At 55.5% G+C, this 14,497-nt stretch carries 11 protein-coding genes; 5 read left to right on the forward strand and 6 right to left on the reverse strand.

Annotated features, from left to right (window positions below):
• Window positions 1–152 precede the first annotated feature (152 nt).
• Complete coding sequence (locus RB_RS14265; RefSeq protein WP_007324175.1) at window positions 153–1,619, forward strand: Gfo/Idh/MocA family protein; 1,467 nt, start codon at window positions 153–155, stop codon at window positions 1,617–1,619.
• Window positions 1,620–2,101: 482 nt separating this feature from the next.
• Here RB_RS14265 and RB_RS14270 read toward each other — a convergent pair whose 3' ends face one another.
• Entirely contained in the window at window positions 2,102–3,232 is a 1,131-nt protein-coding gene (locus RB_RS14270; RefSeq protein ID WP_164922869.1) for a HEAT repeat domain-containing protein, read from the reverse strand.
• Between the two features lie 328 nt (window positions 3,233–3,560).
• Here RB_RS14270 and RB_RS14275 point away from each other — a divergent pair, with 328 nt between their 5' ends.
• Together RB_RS14275 and RB_RS14280 are read left to right on the forward strand one after the other, a co-directional pair.
• Window positions 3,561–4,478 carry a phosphoadenylyl-sulfate reductase gene (locus RB_RS14275; RefSeq protein WP_011121194.1) on the forward strand — a complete coding sequence of 306 codons (918 nt, stop codon included), beginning with the start codon at window positions 3,561–3,563 and terminating at the stop codon, window positions 4,476–4,478.
• Window positions 4,479–4,514: 36 nt separating this feature from the next.
• Complete coding sequence (locus RB_RS14280) at window positions 4,515–4,940, forward strand: Rrf2 family transcriptional regulator (protein ID WP_007326136.1); 426 nt, start codon at window positions 4,515–4,517, stop codon at window positions 4,938–4,940.
• A 273-nt stretch (window positions 4,941–5,213) separates the two neighbouring features.
• Here the strand turns inward: RB_RS14280 and RB_RS14285 are convergent, their stop codons facing one another.
• Window positions 5,214–7,271 (reverse strand): flagellin, encoded by a 2,058-nt coding sequence (locus RB_RS14285; protein ID WP_011121196.1) that lies wholly within the window; start codon window positions 7,269–7,271, stop codon window positions 5,214–5,216.
• Window positions 7,272–7,471: 200 nt separating this feature from the next.
• Here RB_RS14285 and RB_RS14290 point away from each other — a divergent pair, with 200 nt between their 5' ends.
• Window positions 7,472–8,515, forward strand: a complete 1,044-nt coding sequence (locus RB_RS14290; protein WP_011121197.1) for a GIY-YIG nuclease family protein — start codon at window positions 7,472–7,474, stop codon at window positions 8,513–8,515.
• A gap of 127 nt (window positions 8,516–8,642) precedes the next feature.
• Window positions 8,643–9,332 carry a hypothetical protein gene (locus RB_RS14295; RefSeq protein WP_164922031.1) on the forward strand — a complete coding sequence of 230 codons (690 nt, stop codon included), beginning with the start codon at window positions 8,643–8,645 and terminating at the stop codon, window positions 9,330–9,332.
• 32 nt (window positions 9,333–9,364) lie between these two features.
• Here RB_RS14295 and RB_RS14300 read toward each other — a convergent pair whose 3' ends face one another.
• From RB_RS14300 to RB_RS14315, 4 genes are all read right to left on the reverse strand, one after another.
• Window positions 9,365–10,180 (reverse strand): SDR family NAD(P)-dependent oxidoreductase, encoded by an 816-nt coding sequence (locus RB_RS14300; RefSeq protein WP_011121199.1) that lies wholly within the window; start codon window positions 10,178–10,180, stop codon window positions 9,365–9,367.
• A gap of 2 nt (window positions 10,181–10,182) precedes the next feature.
• The gene (gene hflX, locus RB_RS14305) at window positions 10,183–11,562 is read right to left on the reverse strand and encodes a GTPase HflX (RefSeq protein ID WP_011121200.1); all 1,380 of its coding nucleotides are present in this window, start codon (window positions 11,560–11,562) and stop codon (window positions 10,183–10,185) included.
• Between the two features lie 90 nt (window positions 11,563–11,652).
• On the reverse strand, window positions 11,653–13,077 hold the full coding sequence (locus tag RB_RS14310; RefSeq protein ID WP_011121201.1) for an excinuclease ABC subunit UvrC: 1,425 nt from the start codon (window positions 13,075–13,077) through the stop codon (window positions 11,653–11,655).
• Between the two features lie 251 nt (window positions 13,078–13,328).
• Complete coding sequence (locus tag RB_RS14315) at window positions 13,329–14,489, reverse strand: hypothetical protein (RefSeq protein WP_164922032.1); 1,161 nt, start codon at window positions 14,487–14,489, stop codon at window positions 13,329–13,331.
• Window positions 14,490–14,497 lie beyond the last annotated feature (8 nt).

Consider the following 14,497-nt stretch of genomic DNA (forward strand, 5'->3'; position numbering starts at 1 on the left):
CCCGATCATGCCTAAGGTCTTTTGGCGTGCGACGGAGGATCTTCCGCTAATAAAGCCTCACGGGTGCTTTGCTTTTCTTAAATGGGCTCCGTATCTTAGTTAGGCCGCTCATTCACGATTTCCCCGTCTCTTTACTTCATAGGATCAACAACATGCGTGAAGTCTCGACTTCAAATTTCGGAAGGCGTCAATTTCTTGCCGGTGTCGCGGCTGGTGTTGGCACCGTCGCTTTAAGCAGCCCCCTCCGTGCGGCGGCCAACGACGAAGTCCGCATTGCCGTTTTGGGCGCGGGTGGACGCGGTGGCGAACTGGCACGAACCGTCGACTCGGTCGCTGGTGCGAAACTGGTTGCGGTTGCTGATCCAGACGAAAAACGAGCCGCGTCGATGGCTAAAAAGTACGGCGCAAAGGCCTACACAGACCTGCGAGCAGCACTTGATTCGGACGATGTGGACGCGGTTGTCATCACAACTTGCAACCACTGGCACTGCTTGGCTGCTCTGTGGGCAATCGATGCCGGCAAAGACGTCTACGTCGAAAAACCCCTCTCGCATTCGCAGTGGGAAGGGCGTCAAGTTGTCGAAGCCGCGAAGAAGTCCGGCGCGATCGTTCAGCTGGGAACCCAGCAACGCAGCGATCCCATTCAAATGGAAGCTCGCAAGTTCTTGCACGACGACCAAGGACTCGGTGCAATCAAATACGTCCAAGCCAACCGGCTCGGCGTTCGCGGTCCGATCGGCAAACGCGACAAACCACTCGAGATCCCTAGTGAAGTGAATTACGACTTGTGGCTTGGCCCTGCTCAGGACCAACCCATCATGCGAAACAACCTTCACTACGATTGGCACTGGGATTGGAACACCGGCAGTGGTGAAATGGGCAACTGGGGTGTCCACATCCTGGATGACATTCGCAACGTCGCTTACCAAGACAAAGTTTCAACACCATCCAAGATGATCGCCGCTGGCGGACGCATGGGTTGGGGAGACGCGGGCCAAACGCCCAATGTGCACTTCGCTTTGTTCGAAACCGAAATGTTTCCGACCGTGATCGCACTGAGCAACATGTCGATCAAGCCGGGCGAAAAGGGCAGCTGGAAGGTTCCCGGCGGCAAGCCGATGACCGGACCAGGCAGCGGCTATGTCGTCGTATGCGAAGGCGGCTACTACCTTGGCCAGCGTGGCAGCGGCAAAGCTGTCGACCTGGACGGCAAAACCATCCGCAGCTTCAAGGCCGACGTAAGCACCGTTCCTGCCCACGTCAGCAACTTTGTCGAAGCGGTCAAGAGTCGCAAAGCGGAATCTTTGGCAGCACCGATCGAGAACGGTCATCACAGCACTGGTTGGTGCAACTTGGCCAATGTCGCAATGCGTTGTGCTGGCAACTATAGCGATGAGCAAGTGCGTTCCGCATCGGAACTCCCCGCTTGGTCAGCCGTCCTTGATGACATGCACGAATCGCTGAAGCGATATGGCGTCGACATGTCGGAATTGAAGTCCGGCCCAATGCTGACGCATGATCCAAAGACGGAACGATTCGTTGGCGAAAACGCTGACGCAGCCAACCCGTTCCTTCGCCGCGAATACCGCCCAGGTTACGAAGTCAAACCTGTCGCCTAATTGGCGGACGACACTGGATAGAACCGGGGGCAATCGCCGAATGGGACTTACTTCACCCTCCCTCTGGGAGGGCCGGCCCGCTTCGGGCCGGGGAGGGCGAACCTAAAACCCGGTGTGTAGCCCTCCCCTCGCTTCGCTCGACCCTCCCAGAGGGAGGGTGAATTGGTAAATCGGGCAATCGCCCGGCGGCTGATCAGGAGCGTGACCAATCCCATCAGCGTGCAACGCAATCGCGTCCGGTTCTGAATCCCCCTGTCATGGGGCTTTCGCAAAGTTCCAGCAACATCGAGACTCATCGTCTCGTACTTGTTGGGAAGACCTTCGCTTGCTGCGATGGCTTTTGTTCATGCCGACGGAGAGCCTCCGTCGGCGACAGCTTGGCGAGCGTTCTAACCTGTAGCTCGGTGGCCCCCACCGAGACGAACCTGGACACGCTACGACGGAAACTCTCCGGCGGCTACGGGCACCATCCGTGACAAGCGTCAACTGTCTCGTCGCAGATCCGATCTTGGTGGCGATCGCAGTTCCGCAAAGTAGTTCTTCCACGCTGATTTGTCGTAACCAAAGTCGACGTCCGGTGCGATCGATCGCAGTAACTGCAACACCTCAGGGTGTCGATGCGGCGTGTTGACGACGACTTGTTTGCTGCCTTGAGAGAACCCGCCTCCACCGGCGTTGTCAAAACCGGCTCGTGAACCACCACCGACCTGTTGCGTTTGTTTTTCGATCGTAATCAATGCGTCGATGTAAACGAACGCTGCTTCGGGATTGGGGAAGTATGCGAGAGCACGAGCTGCGGCCTTGACCTGCTTCGGGTTGTTGCTTTTCAACCACGGCATGTAGGTCGCGATTGCCGAACTGGTCTCATTGGATTGCAACCAAGCCAGAGCATCTTCGCGAACCACATCGTCGGTATCCAACAACCCTGTCTTTACGATTGCTTCCACGGCGGCCCCGGTTCGAAATTCTTTCAACTTGTTGAGCCATACCATTCGAACCGGACGCCAGTTCGAACCGCGTTTTTGTGAATCGACCAGCTCCTTTGCAATCGCTTGCGACGCCAGCGGGTCATCGATCGCTGCCATCTCAGCCATCGCTTCCGCGTCGCCTCGCTGAATTTTGGACAACAGTTGTTTGATCGTCTTGATCCAACGCTTCGCGACTTTGTCGTTCACGTCGGCGTTTTCTCGCCAAGCAACGACCTCCGGCAGAACCCACTGACCCTTGCGATCTTTCACCAATCCTTGGTTCCGTCGCCAGACTTCCGTGAGTATCCACTTCCCGTCCTTCCGCGTGTAACCCAGCGCGGCCCGGGCGTTGGGATGGTCGGGTAGCAAGTCGATTGTTCGCAGCAAGTGATACTGCCGTTGCTGCAGCAGATTGTTTTGCCGGCACCAAGTCGCAAGCTCGTAATGTGCTTGCCCGTCCTGGCCGGCTTCGACGACGCGGCGCCGGTATTCCTGAAGCTTTTCATCGCCAACAATCATTCGCGAGTTCGCTTTTGCGATCGCGACAGAGAGGTCTTGATCGACCTGCACCAAGACGTAGGGCGTCTTCTTCGATTCCACCTCGCGAACCTTGCCGGTCAACTGTCCACCGGTGCTGAGCAACAAAGTGTCCGCCTCCGCCGCCCGAACTGGCAGGCATGCCACGCCAGTCGCGAATACCCCCCGCGCGATCAATCGCATTTTCCGACGAAAAGATGACCGAGGTGTCGGTTGCAAGCGGCGAAAAGTATCCATGGCTCGGTTCTTTGGCTCATCAGACGAAATGGAGCGACCTTTCCAATTATACGTCAAAGTCGTGACGATCCAGTTTGATCGGCTCAAGCGGACCGCTTCGGCGGCCGATGGGGATACTTGACCATTCAGATCATGTTTGTAAGGTTTCACACTTCCAAAGTCATTCAGACCGTTTTTTGCGGTCTGGAGATGAGTCGCAATGCCCATTCGCCTGAACGAGACAGCCGTGGTGAACCCCACTTATGTCCCCTCTGAATCCGAATCCACACCTGTCTCGGCTGAGCCAGCATCCAGACCGTCGTTGCGTGTTCTCACGCCGGCTGAGATCGCTCACAACGCGGCTGCTGCGGGCCCTGACGTCGATGCGCAGGGGATTCCAACCAAACGTGGTGCCCTGGCGGCGGATCCTCCCCTGGCTCCCACAGACGAATTTCTGGCCGAACTGAAGCGAGACAGCGATTCATTGGAATCCGCGACTCCACAAGAAGTGCTGAAATGGGCGGTGGATCGATTTGCCCCGAAATTCACCATGGCGACCGCCTTCGGCCCCGAAGGCATGACGATCATTCACATGCTCGCCGAAATTGCTCCCGAAACGCCAATTTTCAACTTAGAAACCGGCTACCAATTTCGAGAAACTCTCGATCTTCGCGAGAAGGTCAAGGAACGCTACGGGATCGAAGTCCAGTACAAATACCCGTCGACGACGGTCGAGGAATTCGAAACGCTCCATGGCGGACCGCTCTACAAGACCGACCCCAATCGCTGCTGCTTCGAACGCAAACTACGCGTGCTACATCGTGCGGCCAGTGGTTGGCATGCATGGGCCAGCGCTATCCGTCGCGACCAGAGCGAAGATCGTGCGAAGGCTCCGATCGTTGGCTGGGACAAGAAATTCCAGCTGGTAAAGATCAGTCCTCTGGCAAACTGGACCAAAAAAGATGTTTGGTCGCTGATCTCGAAAGAGAGCATCCCATACAACCCATTGCACGACCAAGGCTATCCGAGCATCGGATGCCAAGCTTGCACGCGTCCTGTCCAACTTGGCGAAGACGAACGAGCAGGTCGTTGGAGTGGATTCCAAAAGACCGAATGCGGATTGCACACCTCGGAATGACCTTGGTCGGTTGAACCTAGTTCGGAGAAATTTGCGATGGTGATCAATGCTGCCGTTCATTACGCCTGTTTGGCGATGATGGATTTGGCGATGCACAGCAACGACGGGCAACCGGTCCGCACGTCCGAGATCACTTCGCGCCATGACATCCCTGGACCCTATTTGGTGCAGATCCTTCGCACATTGAAGTCGACCGGTTGGGTCCGTGCGGTGCGAGGTTCCCAGGGTGGTTACGTTTTGGCCGTCGACCCGGATTCGATCACCTTGCTGGACATCGCCGAAGCAATTGGTTGCACGGAATCCACTGATCGTGGTGACCAACCAATGTCCGATGCCCAACACGCTCTTCAGCGGCGATGGAACGAAGCGTCGGAAGAATCTCGAAAACGTCTCGCTCGCGTTCGTCTTGGCGATGTCGTCCGCGAATGCCAAGACGTTGCCGCTCCGATGTTTTACATCTGAGCGAGTGTTCTCTCTTTATGAAGCAAGAGCCCTGTCTTGACGAGGCGATTGCTCAGCCCCTCAACAACAACGTCTGTTTGCGTTGAGTGGATCAAGACTGCTCGTACGCAGCGATGCACTAGCACCTCATTGCAGATCAAGATCGCGGCACGCTGGAATCAACAAGGACCATTCGAGATCGCATGCTATCAATCAACGAACAACGCCACCGATCCCATGAGCTGGAATCGATGGCGTTCGTTCTTAAAAGGTTGCCTGGGCCAAGAAGTCAGACTACCCGAGCAACGACAACACGTTCTGCGGGTTTTGGTTTGCAAGCGATAGAACGTTCGTTCCCGATTGAACCAAGATTTGAGCCCGCGTCAGATTGGCTGACTCTTGTGCAAAGTCAGCATCACGGATCGAGCTTTCTGCTTCTTCCAGGTTAGCGAGCGTTTCGTTCAAGCTGACCAAGTTGCTCTCCAAGCTCGTTGCCTGGAATGCACCGAGTCGACCGCGAAGGCTGGTGACTTTGTCAATCACTTCGTCGATCACCGATGCCGCACCGTTGACATCGTTCGTCAAGCTTTTTGCTTGACCACTGCCCAGTTCATACAACCGACCGTTGGCACCACCGAGTTGGCCGGTGCTCAGACTCCCGATGCCCAAACGAGCTTGCTGGTTACTGGTGACGTCTGGCCCCAATTGGAACAACGCACCACCACCGGTGATCGAGAACGAGAAGTTCGCGGAACTTCCATCGTCGACGGTGACTTCCAAATCCAGCGATGATGTGTTGATCGACAATGTGTTGGCACGACCGTTGGCTTCCACACCATTGACCGTCGCCACAATGTCTTGTCCGGTCGCCCGTGTTTCAGCCAGCGACGATTCGAAGGTCCCTGAAGTTCCTTCATTGATCACATCAATGTTGATCAATGCTTCGGAACCGTAGGCGGTGGACGTGAACTGCAATTGACCTGTTGCGGTGCTCGCGGAGATTCCCGTGCTATCGCTAACCAAGTTGATCGCTGCCGCGATTTGGTCTTGTCCTGTTCCGCCAGCAAAGTTGAACGTCTCGGCACCGGACGCACCGTTCAGCTGAAACACCAAGTCATCCAACAGCACTTCTCCACCGGTGTTGGCGGTTGTCAGTGGTGATTCAGGAGCGACAAACGCGTTCGAACCAGAGTTGTTGGTGCTCGTGAATAGGTTGGTGCCTTCGTCGTCCTGCACGGCATCGATGGCCGTCGCGATCGCAGCGTAATCGCGATTGGTTGGCGTCGCGGCTTGCGAGTTGAAGGTAACCGTCAGAATTTTCTGCTCTTCGTCGAACGAAGCGGTCGCGGCATCATCGGCCGTCGCATCATTCAGATCGATAAACTCGATCTGAACATTGTTGAATTCCGAGCCTTCTGCGATGGCATCAATCTGAAACGCAACATCGGCGGTGACATCGGTGGGCAATGCCGCTGGAGTACCAGCGACCGCTGTTCCGGAAGCCGAAAATCCATCTTCCGCGCTGATCAGGTTCTGGATGGCAACCGCACTTGCATCCGCGTCCGCTTCACCAGGGTTCGCTGAATCACCAGTGAAGTTCCCCGTGACGGTTAGCACGCCAGTTGTGTCGTCGTACGACACTACACCCGTGTTCGAATTATTAGGATCATCCACGAAAGCAACGCTGGTGAAACCTTCGGGCCCGACGATGTCAATCGATTCGCCATTGATGTCCGCCGTCGTCGAACTACCGAAACTGACGGATGCTGGTGCTGCCGGGCTGAACCCACCCGTCGTAACGGTTGCTTGAGTTGCTTCGGACTGGACGACGACTTCAACGTCAATCTGACCAGTGATGCCCAAGTTCGCTTGATCGATGTTGACGTCACGAATCGAATCGACGGTCCCGGCGGTGGACACGAAGTCCAATGAACCATCCAGAAGCTTCCGACCTTGGAAAGTCGTCGTTTGTGCGATTCGGTTGATGGCTTCGAGTGACGAGTCGATCTGCAACTGGTTTGCAGCGATCTCTTCTTTGGACAGAGCCCCATTGTTGGCCGCTTCGACGACCAAACCACGAACGTCGTTGAGCAAGTTGCTGACTTGACCAAGAGCACTGTCGGCGGTGCTGATGATTTGGCTTGCACGCCGCGTGTTACTAATCGCTCGACCAAGGCTGGTCACTTCGCTTCGCAACGCCTCACTCGCAATCAAACCGGCCGGGTCATCCGCCCCGCTGTTGATTCGCAAACCCGTGCTCAATCGAGTCAATGCCGTTTGCAAGTCTTCGTTGCTTGCCTGTAAGCGGTTTTGTGCAACGAGTGACGAAACGTTGGTATTGATTCTTGTCATGGGTGGCGAACTCCGTTTCCGATTGACTTCTATCTAAGTCAGGAAAGGCCGCAGATCCGCGGTCGTGACTCAGAAGCAAAAAGTGGGGCAGCGGCCTCATGCCGCAAACCGGTGTTTGATTTCTTCGTTCCTATCGTCCGGCTCACCCCGATGATGGCAATCAAACCGCCTGAATCAACGTCTGTTGCGGCGGCATCACGTTGCACGAGGAATCATTGGTAGAATCAACGCAACGTGACCAACTTGCCCGACTGGAATTTTTTGACATGCCAGCCTTCTTTCAAGCCTCACTCGACCGCCCCGTCATCCATCGCCTTCCGGCCCGATGCACTCGGCTCTTGTCCATCGCCGCGTGCTTCCTGGCGATGTCGGCACCCATCCTCAACCAAGATTTGGTCGCTCAAGAATCGGGCGAGAACAGCGTTCTTTCTTCGCCTGTCGTCAATTCGACCGACTTCACCGCAGACAAAATTCGCGAAGCTCATCGTAAATCTCACCAAGGATTCAGCAGCGACGAACTGATCCTGCAAGATGAGCTTCGTGACGCGTTTCTCCAAGAATTAGGCATCGATCCAAACCAAGAATCTCAGTTCGATCGACAGCGTGCCGCCTTGCGAGCATTGCTGCAACTTCGCAAACGAGGTGACCTGAATGTCCCCACCACCCAGCGTTCGTCGGAGGCCTCCGAGTCGATCAACGCCGCCATTCCAACCGCCGAAATAGCGATTCGCACCGTTTTGGATCGTCACGACGCGATGATTGACGACGTTCTGTGCGATCCACGAATGAGAAACGAATTGCAGGAAGAAGCCGAGCGTTTGTCAAAAGGCATCTACCCAGAAACCGTTCGCCGTGCCGTCCTGCGGCTTCGCAAATCCAGACGCCTTCGGCCCGAGCTCGTCCTCCGAGTTGCCGATTGGGATCGAACCGTCACCACACATCCAATGAAACAGCTGGATCTAGATTCACTGCCCAATACGCCGGGCGTCTATCTCTTCCGCGATTCAACTGGTTATCTCTACATCGGTGAGGCGATCCGATTGCGCGACCGTATCGGTGATCATTTGCGAGGCAGTCACAACGCTGGACTGGCAAGTATCCTGGGCGATGACGCAACCAATCCAGTGACGTTGGAATTGCACGCGTTCCCAAACGATTCACCGGCGAAGAAGTTGACGGTCAGGCGTGCCTATGAAAGCGAACTCATCCGCAGCCGGCATCCTCGATTCAATCTTCAACCATAGCTCGCAGTTAGCAACCACTGCGGGTTGTAACGATTGAACCGATTAAGGAACCTTGGCAGGACATTCGACCGGTGATTTTGTTTTGAATTGCCCGCCTGAGTGACAAACGCGAACTACGTTGGCGTTTATGAAATCGCTCGTCCCAGCCGTTCTGTGTCTCACCGCGATCACACTCGCATGCGAATCGCCATCTGCGTTTGCAGATTGGTTGACGATGCCGAGCACCTACACCCACGACGTCGCATCCGGACAACGCGTCACTCAGTTCGCACCGATTGACGCCCCGACGACCGCGATCACACAAACGCTTCGCACCAGTGGCTACACTCACTTTCGCAGCACCATCGCGTACGGCCAATCAGCCGACAACTATCACCGAGTGGAAGAGTGGGGCGATCCGGTACGACCTTATGGGGAATGGCGTTTTCCCTACCGCCCTTACAGCACTCCTTATCCCAATTGGGGCCAACCCTATGGTGGCCTGAACATCGGACTGGGTGGTGGCTATGGATGGGCGGCACCCACGCAGTACGGACCTCAGCCCAATCCATTTGGATACGGCCCCGGATACCACGGCCAGCAACCGGGTGGACAACATCCCGGCGGCCCCAACGGTCCTGGCAACGCCAACGGTCCCGGCAATACAAACAATCCCGGCACCAATCCCGGGCACGGACATCACCGTGGACATGGGCGCGATCGCAATCCAAATCCTGCCGCCGGCACCAACCAGTTCGCACCTTACCCATCGGGGCAGGGCACTCCGTATCCGGTCGCCCCTTACTATGATGGCTACTATCCCAACTATCGCGACTGAACCAATTCCCTCGCGACGATGGCCAGTCGAAATCAGCGACCTCGTTTAGCCAAGATGCCGTTCATCACCGGTGGCGATACACGATCGGCGTAAACCAACGCTTTCCCACCGAGACTCAAAATCACTTCGCTGCGACCGCGTTTGATCGCCAACAAGGTCGCTTGAGCAACTCGCCTCGGCGGCCAACTACCAATGCTGTTTGATTTTTGGTCTGGTTCTGTCTCAACCAATGAATCAAAGAACTCACTGCGAGTGGTGCTGGGACTGACCAAGGTCACTCCAATTCCGTCGCCCACCAATTCGGCTCGCAACGAATCGTTCCAGCCATGCAGTGCAAACTTGCTGGCGCAGTACTCGCTCTTGTCCGGAACCGCTCGGTGGCCCAAGACACTGCCGATGTTACAAATCACCGGCCGTCCACCATTCTGCGAAACCGATCGCAGGCGTGGCAGTGCATCACGCGTCCAATCGACGGGAGCGAAGAAATTCACCTCCATCACCCGCCTCATGCGTTCAGGTGAAGCATCCGCGAAAGGTCCAATCGCTCCCACGCCGGCGTTGTTGACTAGCAGATCCAATCTGCCATCGCCGAGAGAGTCCGCAACGTTCAATGCGGCCATGCGAGTCGAAGCCTCCGTCACATCACCGGCGATGCAGTGCACACGCTCGGGCCGCGACGTCGAATTGGCAAGCTCCGTCAATCGCTCGCGACGGCGAGCCACCGCGACTACGTGAGCACCTTGGTCGACAAGCATTCGAGTCAACTCGAACCCAATGCCGCTGCTTGCGCCGGTGACGATTGTCACGGAGTCCTGAGGATCCCAAACCTGCTGAAACGGCAGCGGCATGTTTAAGCCACATCGCTTGAACGTTCAACGGATTCTTCTGATGAATCCTCGCTTGAGTCTTCGAGCTCTTCTTCCGAAGCGGTTTGTTTCCACATTTCGAGCGTCGTCGGCGTGACGCTCAACGCGCTGCGATTCACAGTTCCCATTGCCGATGCTGGCATGCGAACTCGCACAATGACATGGTCGTTTCCAAACTCACGCGACTCGATTTTGCCGGTTGCTGAAAGGAACGAAAGCAATTTGCCATCATGATGAGCGACACCGATCTCGACATCCAAAAACTCGCGAGACAAGGCTTCGCCGACCGCTTGAGCCAAAGGCTTCAAACCTGAACGCGAGCGTGCACTAACGGGGATGGCGTTGGGATAACGATCCAAGACGCGATTCAAATCTCGTGGGCTGGTGATCGCATCAATCTTGTTGAGTACCAACAAAGTGTCTTTTGCTTCGATGCCCAACTCTTCGAGCACTTGATACACCGCGCTGATTTGCTCAAAGACCTGCGAGCTACTCGCATCAGCAACGTGCAACAACAATTCGGCTTGGCGAGTTTCTTCAAGCGTTGACTTGAAACTTGCGACCAACGAGTGAGGAAGATCCCGAATGAAACCAACCGTGTCGCTGAGCAACACGTGCCCCCACTCAGGCAAATGCCAACGCCGTGTTCGAGTGTCAAGCGTTGCAAACAATTTGTCCTGTGCCATCACACCGGCATCGGTCAGAGCATTCATCAACGTGCTCTTACCGGCGTTGGTGTAGCCGACCAAAGACACCGTCGGCGAATCCGATCGAGCCGCGACTTGTCGTTCGCGTCGCAGCTCAACGCTCTTCAGCTCAGTCTTCAAGTCGTGAATGCGTTTTTGTGCCAACCGGCGGTCAACTTCCAATTGCTTTTCACCCGGACCACGCATGCCCACGCCCATCGACTGACGCGACAAGTGAGTCCACATGCGTTTGAGGCGAGGCAGTGAGTATTCCAGTTGAGCCAACTCAACGGCCAAACGCGATTCGTGTGTTCTTGCCCCCGCCGCAAAGATATCCAGGATCAACTCGGTTCGGTCGATCACTTTCGCGTTGGTCTTCTTTTCCAAGTTGCGAATCTGCGCCGGACTCAAATCGTTGTCAAAGATCACCACATCGGCTTCATGGCGTTCCACCATCAGACGCAGTTCTTCGACTTTGCCTTTGCCCAAATAAGTTGAGTGATCGGGCGTGGAGCGACGTTGAATCAACTCATCGACCACTTCGGTTCCTGACGTGGTCGCCAACCCATGCAATTCTTCCAACGGATCTTCTTCGACCACGGTGTCGGGCAAGATCAAACGAGCCAAAATACTACGCTCGGGAGCGTCGTCGTGCAGGGTGATGTGTTTATCTGACACGAGGTGGAGGATGCCTTGGTTTTAAAGGTTGGATGCGGAGTCAACGACTCCATTTTACTCTCAATACGGACCCTTCGCACACCGAAAGGTTCACCGCTCGAGACTGGATTTACTACGCAAAATGTGGTGATAGTGTTGTGCAAACCGGTGCGATTCGTCACGAACATACTGCAGCAAACGCAGTGCAAACGCGTTTTTGCTCAATTTCAACGGTTCCGAAATTCCCGGTCGAAAAATCTCTTCATCGCGTTTCGCAAGGCTAATCACGGTTGGCGGCTGGATGTCCTGATCCCGAAACGCCGCCATTGCCGCGTTCAATTGACCTTTGCCACCATCGATCAACAACACGTCCGGAAAAGATTCCTGTCGATCTGACAAGCCGCGAAAACGCCGCGACACAACTTCGTAAATGCTGCGAAAGTCGTCGATGCCTTTGACTTCCTGAATGCGAAATCGTCGGTATCCAGGCTTGAACGGCAACCCGTCGATGAATTGGACGAGACTGGCAACCGTTTCGTTCCCTCCCAAGTGAGCGATGTCGACGCCTTCGATCACGCGAGGCGTTTCCGACAATCCCAACACTTTCTTGAGTCCCGCCAATCCTTTTTGCGGATCGATATAAAAGACCTCGGGCTGAGCATGGGTATCCAGTTCGCCTCGTTCTTCCAGTCGCTCGATCATATTGATTTCGTCGCGCAGAACCGCGGCTCGCTCAAAATCCAAAGCCTTGCTAGCGGCCTTCATTTCGCCTCGCATCTCTCGCAGCAACTTCGTCTTTCCACCGTCAAGAAACGTTTGCAAACGCTTGATGTCGCGGCGGTAATCTTCTTTGCTGATTCGAAAGTTGCACGGCGCGGTGCACTGGTTGATGCTCGCCAACAAACACGGCCGAAACCACTGCCACCGTTCATCGGATTCACTGATGTCAAGCGAGCATGTTCGAAATTTGAAGATCCGCTGCATCACCTGGATCGCTCCGCGAAGAGCTCCGGCACTGGTAAACGGACCGTATAGCTTCACACCTTTGGACGGTGGTTCTCGCGTCACTTCCACCCGCGGGAATTCCTCTCGCGTGGTGATCATCAAATAGGGAAACGACTTGTCGTCCTTCAGCTCTTTGTTGTTCCGCGGCTGAATGTCCTTGATCAACCGGGACTCCATCAGCAACGCGTCGACTTCGCTTTCGGTTTCGACAAAATCGATGTCGGCGATGTCACCAATCCAATCGGCAGTGCGAGCGTCCTCGCTGGCCGCCTTTAAGAAATAACTGCTCGCACGAGAACGAAGGTTCTTCGCCTTGCCGACGTAAATGACCACGCCGGCGGAATCTTTCATCAGGTACACGCCCGGCGATTGCGGGAATGTCTTGACCTTCCGGTTGGCTTGCCGAAACCCTTGGCTGAAATCCTGCAACACTTTGGACGGAACCGCAGTATCAGACGACGCCTCGACATCCGAGGCAGCAGCCCCATCGTCGACGGGCTCTTCATTGATTTCGGTTTCGCGGTCGTTCATTCGTCCCTGTTCTGGGCCACACCATGGTTACGAAGATGGAACTTGCATTGGACCGTGTGCATGCCCATTTGGCAACAATCAGGTCCTTCCTCGACAGCAGCGAATGCCGGGCCGTTGCATGCCGTTTTCGTGGGCAGGCTGCTAAAACGCTCAAACATACGTTCGCCCAGAACCGCTTTGTGGAAAACGCTTGCTGCCGCAGCATGATCCATCATCGAACACCCCCAATTGCTATCAATTGGGGTCGATCGCTAGCGAAGTCCTCGAAGCGGAGGTCCGGTAGGAGCATTGGCGGAATAGGCCGCCGGACCGGCTACACCGTAACCCTGCATTCCCGATCCCTGCATTCCCGATCCCTGCATTCCCGCTGACGGATTCATTGGCGCCTGAGTCCAAGAGGATTCCGACGCGGGCACGATTTGGCCCGTCGATGCGGAGCTGAACCCCATCGAACCCGTCGCAGTGCTACCGAATCCTCCCGGCGAAGTCATGCCTGACATTTGGACCAAGTTCACTTGGTTTGGGTTCGTCGTCGGCATCGTGAACAAATCGGGATCGCCGGACAACAATTGGTTGACTGTGTAAGAAGCGACTTCCAACTGCATCGCCAAGGGTGGACCGGCGGCGGGGAACAGTTCCATCTTGACTCGGTGTGGCAAAACGACGTTCGCCGCTTCGTTGAACCGATGATCCGAAGAAACACTTTTCGCGACTTGCCGACCATCCGGCGAATACAAGAACAAATTCGTCACGTATCCCGCTGAGGGCTCGATAAAGATCACTCGTTGGTACATACCCGATGATGTATGCACGGACGTCCGGACTTCAATCAATCCGTCACTGCGAAGCACTGGAACCCCGATCACAGAACTCGGGTCCAATCGAGCCAAACCGATCGCTTCGATCAACCAACTCGGATCCACCGGCAAGATCGAACGATTAAGCTGCTTCGCGTATTGTTCGTGATTGGCGTAGTACAACGTTTTGGAAGTCATGTTCTCCGGGACTTCGAACCAAAACTCGTTCTCGTTGCTCCCCAAATCAATGCCTGCTCCCATGATGACCGGGACGCTGGCCTTCATACGAAAACGCTTCTCTCGTTGTAGGTTGACGGTTGCATTGAGCTTTGGAACCGCCGGCATCGACAACACATCCAACTTGGCTGAGTTTGTCGACAACTGTTGAACCACATCGGTTCGATTGACCGCCGCGGCAAGCTGGTAGATGTCAGGCGACTCATGCAGAACTACCGGTGGAGCTGGGAAGGTCGTGTTCGATACCGCCCGAACGCATCCGGTCGTCTGCGCCAGCAAGCCAAGCATCGCGATCACACCGACCAACGCGAGGTGTCGATCACTCATACGAATCAATGCCGGCAAAGAGAACTTGGGCAATGAGAAGGTGGAAAGCATCGGCGTCA

The organism is Rhodopirellula baltica SH 1 (assembly GCF_000196115.1).
Taxonomy (GTDB): domain Bacteria; phylum Planctomycetota; class Planctomycetia; order Pirellulales; family Pirellulaceae; genus Rhodopirellula; species Rhodopirellula baltica.